General features: G+C 57.0%; 16 protein-coding genes. 3 read left to right on the top strand and 13 right to left on the bottom strand.

The features are described from left to right. Positions 1 to 260: 260 nt before the first annotated feature. From NZD89_RS06330 to NZD89_RS06295, 7 genes are all read right to left on the bottom strand, one after another. Positions 261 to 1,250, bottom strand: coding sequence for a 2-keto-3-deoxygluconate permease (locus tag NZD89_RS06330; RefSeq protein ID WP_268006901.1), 990 nt, complete (start codon positions 1,248 to 1,250; stop codon positions 261 to 263). A 56-nt stretch (positions 1,251 to 1,306) separates the two neighbouring features. After that, on the bottom strand, positions 1,307 to 3,655 hold the full coding sequence (gene pdxA, locus NZD89_RS29285; RefSeq protein WP_326492911.1) for a 4-hydroxythreonine-4-phosphate dehydrogenase PdxA: 2,349 nt from the start codon (positions 3,653 to 3,655) through the stop codon (positions 1,307 to 1,309). A gap of 14 nt (positions 3,656 to 3,669) precedes the next feature. Beyond that, entirely contained in the window at positions 3,670 to 4,428 is a 759-nt protein-coding gene (locus tag NZD89_RS06315; RefSeq protein WP_268006900.1) for a DeoR/GlpR family DNA-binding transcription regulator, read from the bottom strand. 474 nt (positions 4,429 to 4,902) lie between these two features. Continuing rightward, positions 4,903 to 5,901, bottom strand: a complete 999-nt coding sequence (locus tag NZD89_RS29280) for a tropomyosin (RefSeq protein WP_284286212.1) — start codon at positions 5,899 to 5,901, stop codon at positions 4,903 to 4,905. Positions 5,902 to 6,178: 277 nt separating this feature from the next. Continuing rightward, positions 6,179 to 6,322 carry a hypothetical protein gene (locus NZD89_RS06305; protein ID WP_268006899.1) on the bottom strand — a complete coding sequence of 48 codons (144 nt, stop codon included), beginning with the start codon at positions 6,320 to 6,322 and terminating at the stop codon, positions 6,179 to 6,181. A 147-nt stretch (positions 6,323 to 6,469) separates the two neighbouring features. After that, positions 6,470 to 7,645, bottom strand: coding sequence for an amidohydrolase (locus tag NZD89_RS06300; RefSeq protein ID WP_326492942.1), 1,176 nt, complete (start codon positions 7,643 to 7,645; stop codon positions 6,470 to 6,472). Between the two features lie 44 nt (positions 7,646 to 7,689). After that, complete coding sequence (locus tag NZD89_RS06295; protein WP_268008407.1) at positions 7,690 to 8,931, bottom strand: metal-dependent hydrolase family protein; 1,242 nt, start codon at positions 8,929 to 8,931, stop codon at positions 7,690 to 7,692. A 248-nt stretch (positions 8,932 to 9,179) separates the two neighbouring features. Between NZD89_RS06295 and NZD89_RS06290 the strand changes: the two genes are divergently transcribed. The 3 genes from NZD89_RS06290 (at position 9,180) to lacZ (ending at position 13,928) form a co-directional block, all read left to right on the top strand. Further along, positions 9,180 to 10,400 (top strand): hypothetical protein, encoded by a 1,221-nt coding sequence (locus NZD89_RS06290; protein WP_268006898.1) that lies wholly within the window; start codon positions 9,180 to 9,182, stop codon positions 10,398 to 10,400. A 130-nt stretch (positions 10,401 to 10,530) separates the two neighbouring features. Continuing rightward, positions 10,531 to 10,689: a hypothetical protein gene (locus NZD89_RS06285; protein ID WP_268006897.1), complete on the top strand. Its 159-nt coding sequence runs from the start codon at positions 10,531 to 10,533 to the stop codon at positions 10,687 to 10,689. 137 nt (positions 10,690 to 10,826) lie between these two features. Then, positions 10,827 to 13,928 (top strand): beta-galactosidase, LacZ type, encoded by a 3,102-nt coding sequence (lacZ, locus tag NZD89_RS06280; protein ID WP_268006896.1) that lies wholly within the window; start codon positions 10,827 to 10,829, stop codon positions 13,926 to 13,928. A 141-nt stretch (positions 13,929 to 14,069) separates the two neighbouring features. On the opposite strand, the gene NZD89_RS06275 is transcribed toward lacZ, so the two are convergent. The 6 genes from NZD89_RS06275 to NZD89_RS06250 all read right to left on the bottom strand — a co-directional run bounded on the left by NZD89_RS06275 (position 14,070) and on the right by NZD89_RS06250 (position 21,195). Continuing rightward, positions 14,070 to 15,245: an ROK family protein gene (locus NZD89_RS06275; protein WP_268006894.1), complete on the bottom strand. Its 1,176-nt coding sequence runs from the start codon at positions 15,243 to 15,245 to the stop codon at positions 14,070 to 14,072. Positions 15,246 to 15,324: 79 nt separating this feature from the next. After that, a complete protein-coding gene (locus NZD89_RS06270; protein ID WP_268006893.1) occupies positions 15,325 to 16,452 on the bottom strand; it encodes a Gfo/Idh/MocA family protein in 1,128 nt (375 codons plus the stop codon). Positions 16,453 to 16,476: 24 nt separating this feature from the next. Then, positions 16,477 to 17,106, bottom strand: a complete 630-nt coding sequence (locus NZD89_RS06265) for a ThuA domain-containing protein (RefSeq protein ID WP_268006892.1) — start codon at positions 17,104 to 17,106, stop codon at positions 16,477 to 16,479. Positions 17,107 to 17,121: 15 nt separating this feature from the next. Then, complete coding sequence (gene xylB / locus NZD89_RS06260) at positions 17,122 to 18,654, bottom strand: xylulokinase (protein WP_268006891.1); 1,533 nt, start codon at positions 18,652 to 18,654, stop codon at positions 17,122 to 17,124. Then, complete coding sequence (locus NZD89_RS06255; RefSeq protein WP_268006890.1) at positions 18,651 to 21,026, bottom strand: glycoside hydrolase family 3 N-terminal domain-containing protein; 2,376 nt, start codon at positions 21,024 to 21,026, stop codon at positions 18,651 to 18,653. Before NZD89_RS06255 ends, xylB begins: the two co-directional genes overlap by 4 nt. A 19-nt stretch (positions 21,027 to 21,045) precedes the next feature. Continuing rightward, the gene (locus NZD89_RS06250; protein WP_268006889.1) at positions 21,046 to 21,195 is read right to left on the bottom strand and encodes a hypothetical protein; all 150 of its coding nucleotides are present in this window, start codon (positions 21,193 to 21,195) and stop codon (positions 21,046 to 21,048) included. Positions 21,196 to 21,211: the final 16 nt, after the last annotated feature.

The raw sequence follows: 21,211 nt of genomic DNA, 5'->3' as shown, positions 1-21,211 counted from the left end.
ATTCCCTTTACAAGATTCGACCGGTATACGTTTTTGGGGGACCTGTTCCCACGCGCAAAATGGGGCGGCGGTGGCGTCTCACCCGTCCCCCCATTTTGCGCGCTCATACAAAATCTTGCAGACGCCAATCAGTATTCTGAAAAGAGGACGCTGATTCCACCAAAGAGTTCGGTTCTCGAATGGAAAAAAAGAGACCCCTTCCAGCAGCAGGTAAGCTACTAGAAGGGATCCACTGTGAACGTCAGAGGACGGCTCGTTCTTTAGTTGTGTAGATCTTTTGCTGTTGCTGCTGTGTGCAGGCGTTTGCCCCCAGCATTTTTCGCAAAGAAGGCGGTTATGATAGGGACGAGAATGGACGTCACAATGACGGCGGCCGCCACTTGAACCGTCGCGGTACCTGCCACCGATTGATAACCGGTATACACAGCGGCTACAGCCATCGGCACGGCGGCGGCGTTACCCGCCGTGGACGCGGCTGCCACGCCCGCGACGCCCGTGCCACCAACCAAGCGGTCGACGAGGTACAACACGATACCGGTCACCACGACGACGGCCAGCCCTAACACAATACCGGCGGCACCCGCCTTGAAGACATCCATGAGGTTGATCCCAAAGCCCAACCCAATTGCGAACAGCGGAATCAGTACATCCTTCCCTTTGCTGAGGAAGTCTCGCATGCCACTGTCCAGATTTCCTAACACCATCCCGATGATGAGCGGCAAGAGCGCAAAGATGAAAGCACGCAGCGGGAACGCCGCGAGTCCTGCGACACCCAGGATGAGCATCGTGAAAAACGGACCGGATTCAAGAGACATGATAGAGTAGGCTGCGACGTCTTCCTGACGCTTCCCGAGTTGGCCCATCAGCGCCATGTACAAGCCGCCGTTTGAGTCGGAGAAAGCCGCGACAATGGCCAACGCAGAAAGGCCTAACACAAGGTGATTCTGGTCGTGCGCAAGAAACTTAATCAGAAAGCCGATGATGGCAGCGGTTACAATCTTACTAAGCCAAAGAGACACACCTTTTTTCAGCACATACCCTGCAGCGCGGAACTCGATAGTCGATCCCAAACAAATATAGAACGCTGCCAGAATCGCTGTCGCGCCTGTGAGCAGGCCACCGGTGAACGAACTCTTAAACACGGTGTCGTCGGGCAAACCAGGCCAAATCGTGCGAATGGCCGCGCCGATGAGGAGTGGAAAGATCATCATACCGCCTGGAACTTTGTCTACCATTGCTTTTATTTTCATGATAATTCCTCCAGCCGCGTGTTTACGCTTTCTTTAGGCCCGGGGGAAAACGCACATCACTGTGCGTCCCCGGAAGCTTTACCTTGTAGGAAGTCGATGGCCACTTGCAGTGACTGGACCATACTTTGTTCGCGGGCGATGCCTTTGCCTGCGATGTCGAAAGCGGTGCCGTGATCGACAGAGGTACGGAGAATCGGCAAACCGAGTGTCACGTTGATGCCGGTATCAAAGCCCAGCATCTTGATGGCGATGTGCCCCTGATCATGGTACATCGCGATGACCGCGTCGAACTCGCCCGTCGCTGCTCGAGAGTAGATGGAATCTGGCGGCCACGGGCCACTGACATCCATGCCGGACTGTTTCGCCAACTCGATGGCAGGGCGGATTTGCTCGATGTCTTCTTGGCCAAACAAACCGCCTTCCCCAGCGTGTGGGTTGAGACCCGCGACCGCGATGCGCGGATTCTTGACACCAAACTGTTCGAGAGAGTCGACAGTCAGCTTGATCCGCTCGAAGACCCGCTCCGTCGTCGCCATTGCAATGGCGTCTTTGAGGCTGACGTGCGTCGTCACGTGGACGACGCGCAGCCCGTGGTTGACGAGCATCATGGCTGACTTGTCCGATCCCGACAGCGCCGCCAACGCCTCCGTATGACCGGGATACGGCACGTTCGCGAGCTTCCACGCTTCCTTGTTGATGGGCGCCGTGCAAATCGCGTCGACCTGTTTTGCGACCGCGAGTTCAACCGACTTTTTCACATACTCGAACGCTGCGTTACCAGCTTCGACGGAAACTTGTCCCCACGGCAGATCACTCGGTACGTTGGCCAAGTCCAATACGTCAATCGTGCCCTGCTCGTACTTCGCTTCGGATATGTCGGAGATGGTGCGCAGGTTCACCTGACCTTCCGTCAACCGCCCTGTCGCCTTCAGTGCCGCCGCCGCCGCTTCCAGCCGCTTTGTATCGCCGACGACCACCGCTTCGACTTCGCTCGCAATCGACGGATCCTGTAATCCCATCAACGTAATTTCGGGTCCTATACCAGCTGGGTCACCCATCGTGACTGCAATACGCGTCTTTTTCATCTTCATTTCATCTCCAGATTGTCTTGTGCTTGTCTGACTCAACATGGCCGCCACACGGCAAAGCGTGTGTTCGTCCCCAAATCCTCCCGCCTTCGACACCAACGTCAAACCTCCGTTCGGTTCGCCGACGTAACTCCAAGGAACACCGGGCAGTAACTCGCCTTCTGTCCAAATCTGTGTCTGCCCCAAGGCCTCACAACATGCCAATGCGGTGTCACCACCCGTGGCAAAAATCGCAATATCTTGATCAGCAGTTTGGTTCACAGAGCTCTTCGTGCAGTCGACCCAAGCTTTCGCAACCCCAGCCAGCGAATCGACCAGGCGGGTCCGATCGGCGGCTGTAGCGACTCGCTCCTCAGATAAAGTCAGCACCGTTCGTTCTGCATCCCGCTCAATCACCTTGCGAATGGCGTCGGCGACCTCATCGACGGCCGCAGCGTCGTCGACAATTCGACTCGAAGACAACTCCACGTGATGAACGTCCACGTGCTGCTGGAGCTTTTCCAGTTGTTCTCTCGCTAGACGATTGGCACTGCCAATCACGTACAACTGTCTGAACGCACGAGGCGGGTAGTGAACCCCGCCGCCCTGCACGCCTTCCGATTGCGTCCACACTGAGGCCAAGGACCTGGCGAGCCCTGCGGAACCACAGGGTAAACAGTCGGGCCTGTCGGCAACGACTCGTGTCAATTCCATTAGATCTTCGTCGCGTTCTGCGTCGCAGACGATCACCACGGGCGCATCCCCAATGGATTGAAGCCATCTGTCGATAGCTGCCGCGCCGGATCGGATGGTTTGTAGTCCCAAGTGCTCAATTGGCAGGTCGCACGTGGCACGAACTTGTTCCGCCACGTCCGCACTTCGGATAGGATGATGTGGATCATTGCGAAAAGCCGTTTGGTTCACTGGAACCCCGTTCACATATAGCTTTCCGTCTTTCACCGTCCGCCCACCGCCAGGAAACGCGGGTGCCAAGACGGCGATAGTCCGCGAGAGGCCGCGCAAGCCGGCCTCGATTTCAGCCCCGATGTTGCCGCGCAAGGTGGAGTCCACCTTCTTGTAGACCCGAGCATCGGCATGAGCCCGCCCAATTTGAGCGCACGCATTGAACACCCTGGAAAACGAGTTCTTGGCCGACAAATGCCTCGTCTCGGCGTCAAACACCTGGACGGTGTCGTAAAGAACGCCAAAATCCCACGGTTTCGGCGTCGCAAAGCTGACTCTGACACGTCGTTCGGTCGTCCGAAAGTAATTGGCTGCATCCGCGGCACCTGTTAGATCATCTGACAAGATAAACGTTGGCGTACCACGTTCTTTCATCGCACCCACCTCCTTTAACTAGACGACTGCCCAACCTCGATGAGCTCAATGCCGGCCGCAATCACCTGCTCCCGAAATTCCGTCGGCACATAATCTGTAATCAGCACATTGACCTGACTTAAAGAGGCGTAACCCGCGAGCCCGGAATCACAAAACTTATCGTGGTCAACCATCAAAATCACTTGGTTCGCACATTCGATGGCCGCCCGCTTCACGGCTGAGGTCACGTGATTGACGTTCCAAAGCCCTGTTCGGACATCGACGCGGGCGCTCGATAGGAAGTATTTTGTCGCCTTTCGATTTCGAAAGTACGCCTCTGTCTCTTCACCAAACACGGCCGCCATTTCCGGAATATACAATCCCGGTGCCAGATGGACGTGCAAATTTCGCCGAGCCGCCGGTTGCAATATCGCGAGTGAATTGGTGTACAACAACGTGCCTTCGTCGATAAACGGAACCATACCAGCGACCGTCGATCCCGAATCCAGCACCACCACATCCGACGGCTTGATAAATTCAGCTGCCTTCACCGCAATGCGCTGTTTTGCTTCCCAGTTGTGGCGACTTCGCAATTCAAAATCTGGCCCTAGCTGGTTGTCCGTCTTACGGCGCAAATTTCGCCCCGCTTCATTCGGGTGATAATTTAAATCCTGAATTGCTTGCCTAACTCGATTCGCAATTTCTGGATTCACGGTAGAAACGCCATTGAGTACGCGCGAAACGGTTGCGGGCGACGTACCCGCGGCCTTAGCCACATCTTTCACCTTAACCACGAGTCATACGCCCCTCTGTAAGAAATCACTGCCCTACGTTTATATTTCTGTGAAATCGATTTCTGAAATCGGATTCTGAATATAGTATGGTACGCGGGTGGGCGGTTTGTCAATACCGTTTGTTTGCATACTGTCTCGATGCTGGGTCGTCCGATGGGAGCGAGGAATGAATGGACACGAATGAGGACTTGGCTATCAGTGCGACAGTGTAGATAGAAGGGCGGAGATAGAAACATGCGGTGCATGGTACCTTATACAGTTCGTTACTGGTTAAGTGAAGTTAATTGGAAACATTTTGAATTTAGAAGTTTCGGTGGATAAGACATATCGCGCGCGATGCGCCTCGCTACGTGTTGCGTGGGAACGGAGCGGGATGGAAGAAAGGGATAGAGCAGCCGTGTCGACAAGTTGCGCTTCATAGCCAGGAGGCCGCTCAGTCGAAAACTGGCGTGGAGGATGTCCTAGTGCCTGCGATCACGCGTCATACTTCAGATTTTTTAACAGGTAGAGTTCCTTCTCATGCTTGCCCAATTGTTCGGCAGTGAAGTCCGCCCATTTGTCGAGCCGCACCACGGTCCGTTCGATCACGGTGATCTGCTCCTTCACCGCTCCGAGCTCCTCATAGATCAGATCAAGTTTGCCCTCAAGCCGAACGAAACGCTCGTCCACTTGGTCAAACCGGCGGTCTATCTGCTCGAAGCGAGCGTCCACCTGGTCCAGGCGTGCATCCACCTGGTCAAACCGTACATCCACCTGGTCAAACCGTGCATCCACCTGGTCAAACCGTGCATCCACCTGGTCAAACCGTACATCCATCTGGTCAAACCGTACATCCACCTGGTCAAACCGTGCATCCACCTGGTCAAACCGTGCATCCACCTGGTCAAACCGTACATCCATCTGGTCAAACCGTGCATCCACCTGGTCAAACCGTGAATCCACCTGGTCAAACCGTGCATCCACCTGGTCAAACCGTACATCCATCTGGTCAAACCGTGCATCCACTTGGTCAAACCGTGAATCCACCTGGTCAAACCGTGCATCCCCCTGGTCAAACCGTACATCCATCTGGTCAAAGCGAGCGTCCACCTGGTCAAACCGTGCATCCACCTGGTCCAGGCGTGCATCCATCTGACCCAGGCGTGCATCCATCTGACCCAAGCGCGCATCCATCTGCTCCAGGCGTGCATCCATCTGACCCAGGCGTGCATCCATCTGCTCCAGGCGCGCATCCATCTGGTCCAAGCGCACATCCATCTGCTCCAGGCGTGCATCCACCTGGTCAAACCGCGCATCCATCTGGTCCAGGCGTGTATCCATCTGGTTCAGGCGTGCATCCACCTGGTCCAGGCGTGCATCCATCTGGTCAAACCGCCAGTCTATCTGCTCGAAGCGGTCGTCGACCCTGACAAAACCTTGTCTCATTTCGGATTGGAAGGTCTCGAGAAAGCTCCTCAATTCTGTATCCAACACATTCTCACCTCCATTTTTCGAAATCATATAGCAAACTATCATCTGGGACAATGACCATTCGAAGATGAAGGATGGCTTTTGTAAAAACAATCGAAAAACGCGATATCGGTGTGTTCTGACGCCAAGGCTTGCAACGTTGGGGCGACGGATTCGGAAACCAGGGTGAGGTTCGAGCATCGCCACACAGTCGAGGAACCTGAAATGGAGCCACGACGTTAAAGGGCCTGTCCACACAAAGAGAGGCCACACGGCGACGTGTGGCCATCTGCTTCTCAAATTAGTATACGCCGTACGCACCGGCACCTGTTCCACAACTGCAACTCGTCGAAACTGCGCCGTAAGCCGGAACCAACAGGAAGAACAGAACGAAGATGATCAGGAATACAACTGCCCACTGCGTATATCCACCGAATGTACCCATGCGAAACGCCTCCATTGCTTCAGGATGGTGTATCGTATGGAAAGACCGTACTGGATTACACGGACGGATGCCGCACCGTTCTGCGCACGCCTTGCGTATGTATGCCAAAAACGACCAGTGCGACACCGTGACCCAGGCCCATGATATTCAAATGAGCAACTTAAATGCGAGATGGACAAACGATTTGACGCCGACCGGAAGCGCTGCTTCGTCAATCGCGAACTTCGGGTGATGGTGTGGATACCAGGTATCTGCCGGACCGTAGCCAGCGCCAACTGTGAAGAACGTCCCCGGGGCCTCTGTTTGAAACGCGGAAAAGTCCTCGCCGCCCATCGTCGGTGTACCGTCGACGACCACTTCTTCGCTGAACACATCCGTCAGCAGCTCTCTGACCAACTGTGTCACGCGCTCGTCGTTGATAACCGGTGCGTATCCATGGACGTACTCGAACTCATAGGACGCCCCATGAGCCTCAGTGACCCCCCGAATCACGCGCTCCATGAGTTCGGGCGTGGACTGACGGAGGGCTGGATTGTAACTGCGGACCGTTCCGCGAAATTCGCAAGATCCAGGAATGACGTTGTCCGCAGTGCCGCCGAAGATCTGGGTAACCGAGAGGACGAGCGGATCGAGTGGGTCCGTATTGCGTGAGACGACGTGCTGCAAATTGGTGATGGCTTGCGCCGCAATCGCCACGCTGTCAACGGTAGTGTGTGGATATGCCGCATGCCCTCCACTGCCAATGATGGTCGCCCGGAACGTGTCGGGTGCGGCGTTCACAGGGCCCGCTTTTACGCCGATCCGGCCAGGTTCGTCGTTTGATCGCAGGTGGATGCCGATGACCAGATTGACGCCGTCCATGACGCCTGCCTCCACCATTTGCTTGGCGCCACCCGGAAACAATTCCTCGGCGTGCTGAAAGAGAAAACGGACCTCCCCTTCGATATGCTCCTTCAGCCGGACAAGTACCTTGGCGGTTCCGAGCAACATCGCCGTGTGCCCGTCGTGGCCACAGGCGTGCATAACGCCTGGATTCTCGGAGGCAAATTCGAACGAAGTCTCTTCGGTGATGGGCAATGCATCCATATCTGCGCGAATTGCGAGCGTCTTGCCGGGCTTGTTCCCGAAGAGACGCGCGACGACGCTGGTCTTCGTCGGCCGCGAGATCTCGAGGCCGCCAAAAGATGCGAGTGTGTCATACACGTACTGCGATGTGTTCGTCTCCTCGAATGACAACTCAGGGTGTCTGTGAAGGTGACGTCGCCAGGCAATCACGTCCGCCGTCACTTCGTCGACCAGTCGCGAGATGTCATGCTGGGTAATGGTGGTGGTCATAGGTATCCCTCCAGTAGGTAAGATGAGGATGCTTAGCGGATATCCTTAAGGATTTTGCCGCCTTGAATGACGGTGACAATGTTGTCTTTGTTTTCGAGCGAGCGGATATCCGTGAGCGGGTTGGTGTTGGAGATGACGATGTCCGCGAGTTTCCCAGGTTCCACGGTCCCCAAGGTCTCGTCCCACCCCAGACACGCTGCAGCCGTCTTGGTCGTCGCGACGATGGCCTCCATCGGCGACATCCCGATGTCGCACATCAGGCCAAGTTCACGCAGGTTCGTCCCGTGGGCCATCACGCCCGCGTCGGTGCCCATCGCAATGCGAACGCCCGCCTCGTAGGCCTTGGCGATGCTCTCTTTGTGGAACTCGACGACCTCCCGACATTTGCGCACGCCGTACTCAGGCATCGCGTCACTGTTCTCTGCCGCTTCGAGGACAGCCACCGGGGCGAGAAGCGTTGGGACGAGGTAGGTGCCGTGTTCAAGCATCAACTCAATCGCTTCGTCATCGAGGAAAATTCCGTGCTCGATGGAGTGAATGCCGGCCCGAATGGCGTTCTTCACCCCTTGTGCGCCTTGCGCGTGGGCCATGACCTTGACGCCCTTGCGGAAGTTCGCCTCTTCCACCATCACCTTCAGTTCGTCGAGTGAGAATTGCGTGAATTCCGGATGGTCCGTCGGACTGAGGACGCCCCCTGTGGCGTGGACCTTGATGATGTCCGCCCCCGCGCGAAGAACCTCGCGGACTTTCTTACGGACCGCTTCCACCCCGTCGCAGATGCCATCTGGATTTCCCGGGTAACCGCCGAGGTTCAAGTCGATGCCCGACAGCGTCCACGAGTCCCCGTGGCCGCCGGTGATGGTGAGCGGCGTGATGCTAATCTGCATCCTTGGTCCGATAGCGAGTCCCTGTTCGACGGCCGTTTTGACACCGAGGTCCGCGCCCCCCGCGTCGCGAACGCTCGTGATTCCAGCGTCGATGGTGCGGCGCATATACGCAGCCGCTTGGTAGAAACGAAGGGAGAACGGGTCACTCAAGCGTTTTGCCAGATTGGAGATCTCCATCATCATGTGCACATGTGTATCGATGAGTCCTGGCAGAACGTACTTGCCCCTCGCGTCGATCACCGTCGTGTCGTCCTCGAAAGCTATCGCGCGTTGCGACGGCGCGATTTGTTCGATCCGCTCACCCCGCACGACAATTGTGACGCCTTCCTGAGCGTCGCCCCCCGTGCCATCGATTAGCGTCGTGTTCTTGATCAATAAAGTGGTCACCAACTACCCGCCTCCAATGTTCGTAGCTCATAGGCATGAAGAGACCGTGACACATCTGCGCAGAGTCTACCTTACCTAAAAAAATCCTATGACAGCTAGTGTTCCACGATTCCAATTAGGTAGATATTGCTGCCGCATACAGTGAGACACCCTGTCATAGACATGGCACAAGCCCTTACTGGCGCGAAATATCTACCATTTCTTTACTCGGTATCTATTGGAATCCTGATTCGGGGAGGTTATTGTAGGTGCTCAGTGTTCCGGTCGTATCTTCCGTCATCGCCCTCGCCCTGCTCGCGGTAAGCGAAATCGTCTCAATTGTGACTAGGGCGAGAGTGCCCATGTTGTTGGTGGCGCTGCTCGGTTATCTGCTCCTCTTGTGGCTTGGCGTTTTCCCAAAGAACCTACTCGAGAACTCTACGCTCCCAACTGTCGGATCACTGATGGTCTGTCCACTGATCGTGCATATGGGCACGCTCATCCCGATAAAAGTGATTCGGCGTCAGTGGCGGGCCGTCTGCATTAACCTCATCGGCTTGGTCATCGCGGCCTCACTCATTCTCGTCGTCGTCAGTCTGGTCCTAGGTTACAAGACGGCGGCAGCAGGCGTAGGGCCGGCCGTAGGCGGAACCATCGCCTTTCTCGTCACATCGACCAAGTTGCAGCAACTGGGCCTCACCAGTTTGGTCGCACTCCCTGCGCTCGTGCTCGCGTTCCACAGCCTCGTAGGGATGCCGTTATCCGCCAATCTGCTAAGGCGCTATGCGAAAAAGTACGTGCAAACACTCCGCAGCGGCGATCTCGCCACCGGCAAGACGAGAAATGCGGCGGCGCTCGGCGTGTCGATGGGGGCGGCGAGTTTGCCAAGCCCGTCCCAGTCAGAGGGGGCCACCGTCGCCAAATCCCTTATTCCAAAGAAGTATCAAACCAACGTCACCTCCCTGTTTATCCTGTTTGTGGGCGGGGCACTCGCCACGGTGCTGGGACAGTACACAGGAATCAACTACAGCCTCTGGTGTCTCGTCATTGGCCTTGTCGGGGCAAAAGTTGGGTTTTACCAGCCGAAGATGTTGGAGCGATCCAACGCGTTTGGCGTGGCTATGGTTGGCCTCATCATGTTGATCCTGCCGAGCATGGACACGGTCACGGTCAAGATGTTTGTCGGCTACCTTCCCTCTATTTTGCTGATCATCGCACTGGGTATCATCGGTTTGCTGCTGGGGGGGTACGTCGGATCGAAGATTTTCAAATGGGATCCGCTCAAGGGCATTCCGGTGGCCCTCACTGCAACCTTTGGCTTTCCCGGAGATTACCTCATCTGTGAGGAAGTGAGCCGAAGCGAAAGCGGCGACGAAAGCGAACGCCAACGCCTGTTCGACGAGATTCTGTCGCCCATGCTCGTTGGTGGTTTTACCAGTGTGACCATCGCGTCCATCATCATCGCGAGTATTGTGATGAGCACGCTGTAGGCATCGATTGGTGACACCAGGCGCGCTGCATCGCTGGGGACTCCGCAACAGATGGCGCTGAATTACCCAGCCCTGAAGTTTAGATGAAACAGCCTCCGAACCCACTGTCCAGGTGGACGGAGGCTCTGTTATGCGGATAAACGATTCGCCAGAGCGGCGCCGAAATCAAAACTTGGCTTTTGGGTACCCCCGTACCTTGACCAGGCTTTCCAACAAGCCGATAGATCAGCGCAACAACTTTGGTTCGTACTGGAAATTCGTGTACTCGTGTAGTTGGTCGCCGCAGTAAGATAGCGTCGCTGCCGTGTGCAGGCCATAATATCACTTCGTTCACCCAAAATTCGGAATAGACATATTTTTGCCGCGTTAATATAGTGATATACTATCACGCGTCTGTACACTCCATATACGGCGGGAGGAAATACCGTGCTTCAAGATATTGAAGACTTTTCCAGGCTACATAGTAACCGCTTACCTGCAAGGTCGTACTTCCATGCCTACCCGAATAAACTGGCGGCCCTATCCTACCAACGAGAGAATTCCATTGGATTTTATTCGCTCAACGGCGACTGGGACTTCCACTATTCCCGGACGCTAGCAGACGCACCCGCCCACTTTTACGAACCAGACTACAATACGGCGAACTGGGACACGATTCCGGTTCCTTCGTGTTGGCAACTGCATGGCTACGGTACACCGCACTACACCAATGTGGTCTACCCGTTTCCGGTCGATCCGCCGCACGTCCCGACGGAAAACCCCACCGGGTGTTACAGACGATCCTTTTTGGTGGACAACAGTTGGCGGGATAAACAAGTGCACTTACGGTTCGAAGGCGTCGACAGCGCGTTCCAGATCTGGGTCAACGGTCGCGAGGCCGGGTTCAGTTCCGGCAGCCGCCTGCCTTCCGAATTCGATATCACAGAGTACTTGCACGACGGAGAGAACCTCCTCGCTGTACGAGTCGCCCAGTGGTCTGCGGGTAGTTATTTAGAGGACCAAGACATGTGGTGGCTCAGCGGGATATTCCGGGACGTTTACCTCATCGTCTCGAATCAAGTTCACGTGCAAGACGTATTGATTCAGACTGCCCTAGACAGCACATATACCAATGCATCCTTAAAGGCGACCGTCACCATCGAAAATTTGCTCGACGTGAAGCTCGGCGGTTATCAAGTCGGGGTCAAACTGCTCGACGCCGAGTACATGTCGATTGAAGAGAGCACGCAATCAGAAGTAACGCTCAACTCGGGCTGGAACCACTTCACGTTAGACGTCGCAGTGGATAATCCACACAAGTGGTCAGCGGAGTCTCCCTACCTGTACCACGCATTGGTTTCCCTCGTCGGACCCGATGGAGACGTCGTCGAACTGGTACCAGTCCAAGTCGGCTTTCGAACGGTGGAAATCGCCGGCGGTCGATTGTTAGTGAACGGCGTCCCGATTTTGCTGAAGGGAGTCAACCGCCACGAATTCCATCCGGAGCTCGGGCGCAGCGTTCCGATTGAGACGATGAAGCAGGACCTCATCCTCATGAAACAGCACAATATCAACGCGATACGGACGTCGCATTACCCTAGCGATCCGCGCTTTTACACCCTGTGCGACGAGTATGGCTTCTACGTCATCGATGAAGCCGATTTAGAGACACACGGCTTTGAGACGATTGGCAACTGGGCGCAACTGACCGATGATCCGGCCTGGGAGGCCGCATGCCTCGACCGAATGGAGAGAATGGTGCAGCGAGACAAAAACCACCCCAGCATCATCATGTGGTCACTCGGCAACGAGTCGGGACTGGGGCGCAATCACAAGGCGATGGCCGACTGGGCTCGCGCATTCGATCCGTCCCGCATCATCCACTACGAAGGCGAGACGCGGCACATGCTCACCCACGGTGGACTCGAGGAGCCGCTCGTCGCCGACATCTACAGCACGATGTACACCTCAGTCGAGGAATTGGCGGAGCTCGGGAAGATGAGCCACCTGACAAAGCCACATATCCTATGTGAGTTTGCCCACGCCATGGGAAACGGCCCGGGGGGATTGCAAGAGTACTTCGACTTGTTCTACAAGTACGGGCGACTTCAGGGTGGGTTTGTGTGGGAGTGGATTGATCACGGCATCTCTCAGGAGCTCCCCGACGGCACGAAATATTTTGCCTATGGTGGGGATTTTGGCGAACGCCCACACGACGGAAACTTCGTCATCGACGGGCTGGTGTTCCCAGATCGGACGCCGAGTCCTGGACTCATCGAGTTTAAGAAAATCGCCGAACCGGTGCGCGTGGAAGCCGTCGACTTAGACGAGGGGACCGTTCGCATCACCAACCATTACGACTTCTTGTCGCTCAACCACCTTCAGCTCGCTTGGTCGGTAACTTCTGAGGACCAAGTCATCCAATCGGGCACCGCCGCATTGCCAGAGCTTGAACCCGGTCACTACGCGGAGATCCGCCTCTCAGATGCGGTGCAAATCACGCCGCAACCCGGCCAGGACTACTGGCTGAACCTCCGCTTTCTCCTGGACGGTGACGCGCGCTATGCACAGGCTGGTCACGAGGTGGCATGGGCCCAATTTGAACTCCCACAGAAGCTTTCCGCCCCCATCGTGTCCCCTGTCACGCCCATCGCCCTTCTGGAGACCGCCAAACACCTCGTGGTGGCGGGCCGCAACTTTGAACTCAAACTGAATAAAGCCTATGGTCTCATCGACAGTTGGTCATACCTCGGTGAACCGGTCATTCAATCCGGGCCCAAACTCAACTTTTGGCGGGCTCCCATCGACAACGATCACATTTCCGTACAACACTGGCGCAAATTCGGCGTCCACCTGATGACCAGCCGACTGTCCTCCATCGCCTGGGAGACGTCCGATACATTCGCACGGATTGTCGTGAACGCGCGGCTCGCGCCTCCTATCTGGGCTTGGGGCATAGACGCGACGTACACCTACACCGTATATGGTTCAGGCGACGTGATCGTCGAAGTCCAGGGGACCCCTCGCGGAGACCATCCCACGACACTCCCCCGAATTGGCTTGCAGATGACGCTGCCAAAACACATGGAGCACGTCAGTTGGTTCGGTCGGGGACCTGGAGAGTCCTACGTCGACTCCAAGCAAGCGGGACGATTTGGCGTGTGGCACCACCTCGTCGACGGTTTAACCACACACTACGTACACCCTCAAGAAAACGGCAATCGGACAGATGTGCGCTGGCTGTCTCTGACCAATCTGCGAGGCGTCGGACTCTTTGCCGGCGGGCTCCCGGATTTTAACTTCAGCGTTCACCCGTATTTGCCGGAGGACTTTGAACAGGCCAAGCACCCATATGAGCTCACGCGACGCGACGACCTGGTGCTGCATCTAGACCATGCACAACATGGACTTGGGAGTGCGACCTGCGGCCCAGACGTCCTCCCGAAGTACGAGCTCAAAACTGGCCCATTTCAGTACGCGGTCCGTTTGCGCCCGTACACGGCGGCCAGTATATCGCCTATCGCCTTAAACAAACATCGCTTGAAATAAGACAACAAAGGGCCAGCACGCTACCATCGGGGAAGCGTACTGGCCCTTTGCTGAGGGAGGCCCTTTGTGGCGGGGCTCACTTGGTTGCCGGTTGTCGAGGGACTCCTGAGAAGAGACCACACGAGGCACGAAGGCAGCTCGTTACGACACGTCCGCCTTCGGTCCCGTGAAGAAGTCGTGCAGGACCAGCGCAGCGGAACCGATAGGACAAGCGTCTCGCCCGAGCTCGGAGACCTGAACCGATACTTTTGAATGGGGGGAGATAAAGCAGCGTTTGGCGATGCTCTGAGAAATGCCGTCTACGACCACTTTACCGCCTTGAGCCAAGCGGTTGCCGACGATGATCATCGAGGGATTCAATCCATTGATGAGATTGGAGATGCCGACCCCGAGGTACTGCCCAACTGACTGGAACGCCTGCAGCGCCGCTCGATCAGACGCCGGCAAACGACTGAGAATGTCCTCGAATCGAGACGAACTCCCGGCCAGCTTCTCGTATGTCGACACGAGCGCTCGCTCGGAGGCGTACATCTCCCAACAGCCTTGATTGCCGCATGGGCACTGCGCACCGTTGGCTTCGATGCTCATGTGGCCAAATTCACCGGCGATACCGTCCGCGCCGCGAAGGAGGTCGTTGTCGATCACAATCCCCGTACCGATACCGGTTCCCGCACTTACATAGAGGAGATCGGCGACATTTGCGCCTGCGCCATACAACTTCTCGCCAAGCGCGCCTGCGTTCGCCTCATTGTCCACAAACACCGGCTTGCGAAGACGGCTCTCCAGCATCGCCTTGAGCGGGATATTATCCCAATTCAGGTGCGGTGCCTTCAAGACGATGCCTCTGCGATAGTCGACGAGTCCGGGCACGCCAATCCCGATGCCAATCACGCCACACTTCGACGGAGGTGCCTGCTCCATCGCTTCTTGAATCGACGTGACGACGGTGTCGATGACGGCGGTCGCATCCGCACCGTCAGGCAAAACCGTGTTGTACGTGTTTTGTACCTGCGCCGCCAAATCGGTCACGACGATGCGCACGTACTCCACCCCGAGCTCGACGCCGAGCACGCTGCCTGCCTTTGCGTTGAACAGAAGCATGATCGGGCGACGGCCGACTCGCGATTGCCCCTGCCCGATCTCCAAGACGAGGCCTTCCTGCAGCAGTTCGTCGATCAAGGCAGACACCGTCGCCTTGTTCAGCCCCGTATCAACCGAGATTTGCGTTCTCGATATCGGGCTGTGAAACCGAATTTTGTTGATGACGATGGACTTGTTGATTTCCTTCATGTACGCAGGGTCCGCAGTTCGGGTCACAATCGTCAATCTCCTCTATCGCATTCTCTATGTCTGTCACTCCTGTCCTTGGACACGGTGCGATGATGCTACTAAATCTTCAAGAAAGTATAGCAATTTGGCTGGTAGAAAAGAAGTTGTCAAGGGAGAACCCCACTGGCAGAGGCTCTGCGCGTTGGCATTTGTACGCCAGCTCGACATGTCGGTTCTGAGTCGACGCCGTGTGAAATCCCTCCATCATTTCGAGCACATGCAGCCCCTGTTCCAAACTTGCGCGGTGTGGGCGGTCCTTCATGATGGCGTCCGCCATGTCGGCGACGGCCAGTCCGCGACTATTCTCGGAGAAACCGTGCGTCAGAGGCATCTCTATCCACTCGTTGGCATCATAGCGACGGACTCGGACAGGGCCGCCGAACGTGTTCGGGTCCGGCACGCTGATAGTCCCCTCTGTCCCGTAGATTTCAATGCGCGGAAGCTCAGCGTGCCACACGTCAAAACTCGTGACGAGCGTGGCGACGGCGCCGCATTCAAAATCGACGATGCCGGCGATATGCGTCGGAACCTCCACTTGGATTTTCTCCCCGCGCTTTTGCTCACTGAGGATGGTCCGCTCTGGAAACGACGTTTGCGTGGACGCCGTTACGCGATTCGCAGGGCCCAGCAGATGAACGAACGCGGTCAGGTAGTACGGCCCCATGTCGTACATTGGACCACCGCCCTTTTGGTAGAAGAACGCCGGGTCTGGGTGCCAACGCTCGTGGCCGTGTGACATCATAAACGCGGTTGCGGCAACAGGCCGACCAATCCAACCGTCGTCGAGAATTTTACGGGTGGTCTGAAGTCCTGCGCCAAGAAACGTGTCTGGCGCCACGCCGACGCGCAGGTTGCGCGCTGTGGCGACGCTCTCAATCTGCCGCGCGCTCGCGGTGTCGGTGGCGAGCGGCTTCTCCACGTGTACGTGCTTGCCCGCTTCCAGCGCGCGAAGGCACACCTCTGCATGCGCCTGTGGAATCGTCAAGTTGACGACCAGTTGAATCTCCTCGTCCTGCAACAATTCCTCAACACTACACGCCTTTTTGACGTTGAATTCCACCGCGCGAGCTTTGGCGCGCTCGATGTCGATGTCCGCACAGGCTAACACGCGGACGTTCGGGAACTTCGACAGATTACTGAGATAAATGGCGCTGATGTTCCCGCAACCGATGACTCCGACGTTGATGCGTATCATGTGATCCCCTCCCGTGCCCTGTTTTTAATTGTCGGCTGCCGCCCACAGCATGCCTTGTATCGTCAAGCGCGTGACCTCTGGCATCGCCACGATGTCCGGCTTGTGGCCGAGCGAATGGTAAAACACCTTGCCCGCTCCGTATGTCTTCGTCCACGCCACAGGCATCGCAACCTCGCCGAAGTTCGTTGTCGCGAGTGTGTGGATGGCGGGATCGATATGCATGTAATACTGTTCTGAGGTGACGGTGAAGTCGGATATGCCAGCAGTGATGACGTGCTCCTTGTCGACGATGTTGACGCCGTACGTGACGCCGTCGTTTCCCGGATGCGCCACCCATTGGCCGCCAACCATGTACTGATACTCTGGAACGTTGCGGAAGGCGTCACCCATGCCGCCGTGAATGCCAGCCAGACCCACCCCATCGTGAACGGCCTGCCGCAGTGCCGCAAACTGTTCCGAGGTGATGTCGCCCTGCGTCCAATGCGGGACGATAAGTTGGTATTGCCGCAAATCGTCGACGCTGGAAAACGCATCTAACGTGTCGGACAACGTCACGCGAACGTCGCTTTGTTCGAGGAGCCCTGCGAACATTTCGGCGATGTCCTTAGGATAGTGCCCTTCCCATCCGCCATAGACGACGAGTGCTTTTTTCATGGATTCGTGCCCCTTTCAGGATTCATCTGCCAGCGCGTGAAACACGTCTTTCAACTGCACGTATGCAGTTTGGTACAGCGAGTAGAGGCGCTCATACGACGCCTGCCAATCAGTCGGCCCGGCGATGTCATCGCCTTTTTGGACCCAGTCGAGCACGCCGTCGCGGCGCGCACCAAAGCCCACTCCGTCGGCGGCGATCATCGCCGCGCCAAGTGCTGGGCCATAGCGAGCTTGAACGACCTGCAGCGGTCGTTTCACACACGCAGAGAGAATCTCGACCCAGAGTCGGCTGTTGGCTCCACCTCCGGAGATGAGCCACTCTGCCGCTTTCACACCCTGCTTTTCCATGGCGTTCCAACAGTCGGTGAGGCTCAGTGACACGCCTTCGAGCAGGGCCCTGACCAAGTGCGCTTGGCGATGTCTGCGCGAGAGGCCGAGCCAGGCGCCGCGCGCGAGCGGATCGAGAATGGGCGTGCGCTCTCCCATCAAATAAGGCAAAAAGATGAGCCCCTCACTGCCAGGGACGACCTGACTGGCGCCGCCAAGCAGCGCTTCAAAGGTGTCTTCGCGCCCGCCTGTAGACACACCTGTCGCCTCGAACGTCTCCCGGTACCACTCCAGGGATCCCCCGGCAGCCTGAGTGACCCCCATCATGAACCAGGTGTTTGGCAAGGCGTGACAGAAACTGTGGAGCGCGCCGGATGCGTCCACAACGGGACTAGCGGTGGGCGTCAGGACGACGCCCGAGGTGCCGAGCACCATCGACACTTGACCCTGCCGCCGGACGCCTACACCGAGGGCTCCTGCAGCCTGGTCCCCAGCGCCTGCCACGACCGGGATGCCTGGTTGCAAGCCCATCAGCCGCGCCGCTTCAGCCGTGAGTTCCCCGGTCACAGTGGAAGCCTCTACCATCTCCGGCAGCCAACTTTGCGGGATGCCGAGTGCGTCGCACATCGGCTGCGACCACTGGCGGCGACTGACGTCGAACAACAGCGTGCCCGAGGCATCGGTGACTTCCGCGTGGTAGCGCCCGGTCATGCGAAAGCGCACGTAGTCCTTTGGCAACATCACTTGCCTAATCCGGCCGTACACCTCCCGTTCGTGCTCCTTCACCCACAGCAACTTGGTCGCCGTAAAGTTTGGCAGCGGCGGGTTGTTGGTCCACTCGATAATCTGCTCGCGAGAGAGGGCACGCTCCAACCAATCTGCCTCGGCGGTCGTCCGCACGTCACACCAAATGATGGACGGGCGCAGGGGGTGACCGTCGTCATCGAGTGCGACGAGTCCGTGCATCTGGCCAGAGAAGCTGATGCTCTGAACCGCTACGTCGTAGCCTTTCCCCTTGAGCAGCCCAACGACCGATTTCACGCTCTCCACCGCAGCCCCCCACCAGAGGTCCGGATGTTGCTCGGCATAGCCGACTTTGGGAACGTCCATCTCGTAGTTGGACGACGCGGACGCCTGCACCTGACCGAGTGCATCGACTGCGATGGCCTTCGTGCCGGAAGTCCCCACGTCGATGCCCAAAACGACTTCCAATCTACTCATTGTGCTCCCTCTCCCAGTGACGACGTGTTCACGGTCGTCGTAAAAATCTTCTCCGACTCCACATCCGTCACTTCTCCGTCAATGGTGAAGTGTCCTCTCAATCGAATGTCATCTGACGCGGCGCCTATGGACACGTCTATGACGCCAGGTTCCACCACATACCGCAACCCCCGATTGTAGAAGCCGAGTTGATGTGCGGATAGCGTGAAGGTTACCTGCATCCGTTCACCCGGTCTCAAGAACACTCGAGCGTATCCGCGAAGCTCTTGCAATGGTCGCGTCACGTCCGCCTCGACGTCGTGGACGTAAAGTTGTACGACCTCTTCTCCAGCGATAGCCGAAGTGTTCGTCACGACACAGGAAACGTCTACACCCCCATGTACGTCAATCGCCTCGGACGAGATGACAAGGTCACTGTAGTCGAACGTGGAATAGCTCAGCCCATGGCCAAATGCATAGAGTGGTTTGTTGCTTTCATCGACGTACTCGCCTTTCCAGTGCGAGCGGCCCCCGGACGGTTTGTGCGCGTAGAAAATGGGCACCTGTCCGACCGATCGCGGTACGGTGATCGGGAGTCGACCACTGGGGTTGTAATCGCCAAACAGAACATCCGCCACTGCAGACGCGCCTTCTTCGCCAGGCAGCCACGCCTCCACGATGGCTGGCACGTGCTCTGCAATCCAGGGCGTCGCAAGGGGCCGGCCACTGACGAATACGACGACCGTCGGTGTCCCAGTCTCGACGACTGCCTCCACGAGCGCCTGTTGTGCCCCGAGGAGACCAAGTGTCGCTCGGTCACGGGATTCACCTGTCGTGCAGTCGTCGGTCAGACCTGCCTTATCGCCTACCACCACAATCGCGACGTCGGCATCTCGCGCAATGTCTAGCGCAGTTGTGAAGCCGGACTCGTCCGATCCTGTAACCGAGCAGCCCTCTGCATAGGCCACTTGCACTCGTCCGTTCACTTTCTCCTGAATGGATTCGAGGATGGACTGCATTGGCACGAACTGCTGGACTAGTTGAACGTCATTCGGCATCGGCGTTTCGAAGACGTTGTCCTGGTCGCGCATTTCCAAGAGCGACTCGATGTGGCACGGGTACGCGTAGTCACCTACCATGTTGCGGATGCTATTTGCATTCGGTCCGATGATCGCGAGTTTTTGCAGGGCGTTCGCGTTCAGTGGGAGCAGCTGTTGTTCGTTTTTCAATAACACGATGGATTTTTGCGCGGCCGTTTTCGCCAGCGCTCGCTGCTCCGCGTTGTCAAACACTTCGAGCGCTCGCCCAGTGTCGACGTACGGATGCTCGAACAATCCGAGTCGGAACTTCATCGTCAACACTCGACGAACCAGTTGGTCGACTTCATCTATCCCGACGAGACCGCTGTTGACGGCCTCAATGAGCGCTTCTCCGTATACGTCACGACTCGGCAGTTCGACGTCGACGCCCGCCTGAACCGCAAACTGCGCGGCCTGCACCTTGTCGCGCGCGACATGATGGTATTCGTGAAGCATGTTGACGGCAAAGTAATCCGATACGACAATCCCCTCAAAGCCCCACGTGTTGCGCAGCACGTCGACAAGTAGCCGCTCGCTGTGATGACAAGGAATCCCATCCAGTTCGTGATATCCTGGCATGATGGAACCCAGCTTCGCTTGGCGTACCACCGCCTCAAACGGGTGCAGGTAGACGTCGTGCAATTCACGTTCAGGAATATGAGCTGGGGCCCAGTTCATTCCACCTTCCGAAATCCCGTACCCCACAAAATGCTTCCCGGTCGCAATCACGCCATCGGTCAAACGATCACCCTGTAACCCTTCAACGTAGCCAATGCCCATTTGTGCGACGAGATACGGGTCTTCACCAAACGTCTCCTCAACCCGTCCCCACCGCGGGTCCCGCGTCACGTCCAGCAGCGGCGCCAAGGCTTGATGGGCGCCGGCTGCGCGCATTTGCTCGCGGATCACCGCACCGACGCGCCGAGCAATCGTTTCATCCCAGGTGCTGGCGATGCCTATCGACTGCGGGAAGCACGTCGCCCCCTTTGCCATATAGCCACTACACGACTCTTCGTGGACGATAGCAGGAATTTGAAGGCGGGTCCGATGGGTGAGGAACTGCTGGATTTCGTTCGCGATGCGTCCCGTACCCACTGGCCCATGGTTCGTCGCACCGCCGATCCGCGTGATTTGCCCAATCCCGTCGCGAAAGTGCCGCTTTGCCTTTTCCTCTGAGAACTCCAGTCCATCGAGTACCTCGTATGCCCAGACCGCCGTCAGTTGCGCGGCTTTCTCCTCGATGGTCATCTCAGCGAGCAACAAATCTACTCTTTCTTCTACCGAAAGTTCAGTGTTCTGATAAGTTGCGCTCATTGTCACGCCTCCAGTCTCCTTATTTTCCAAATCCAGCAAGCATGCCCCGGAGCAAGTAACGACGTCCAAACATGTACGCCAAGATCAGCGGCAGCGCTGAAAGAATGACAGCCGCCATGGTCACTGGGACATTCATCGTATACTGCCCTTGAAAACTGACGATGGCCATCGGCATGACACGGGGA

The sequence above is a fragment of the Alicyclobacillus fastidiosus genome (assembly GCF_026651875.1).
GTDB classification, from domain to species: Bacteria; Bacillota; Bacilli; order Alicyclobacillales; family Alicyclobacillaceae; genus Alicyclobacillus; species Alicyclobacillus fastidiosus.
Note: the sequence above shows the minus strand (reverse complement) of the source record. Positions and strands in the feature narration are given on the sequence as shown.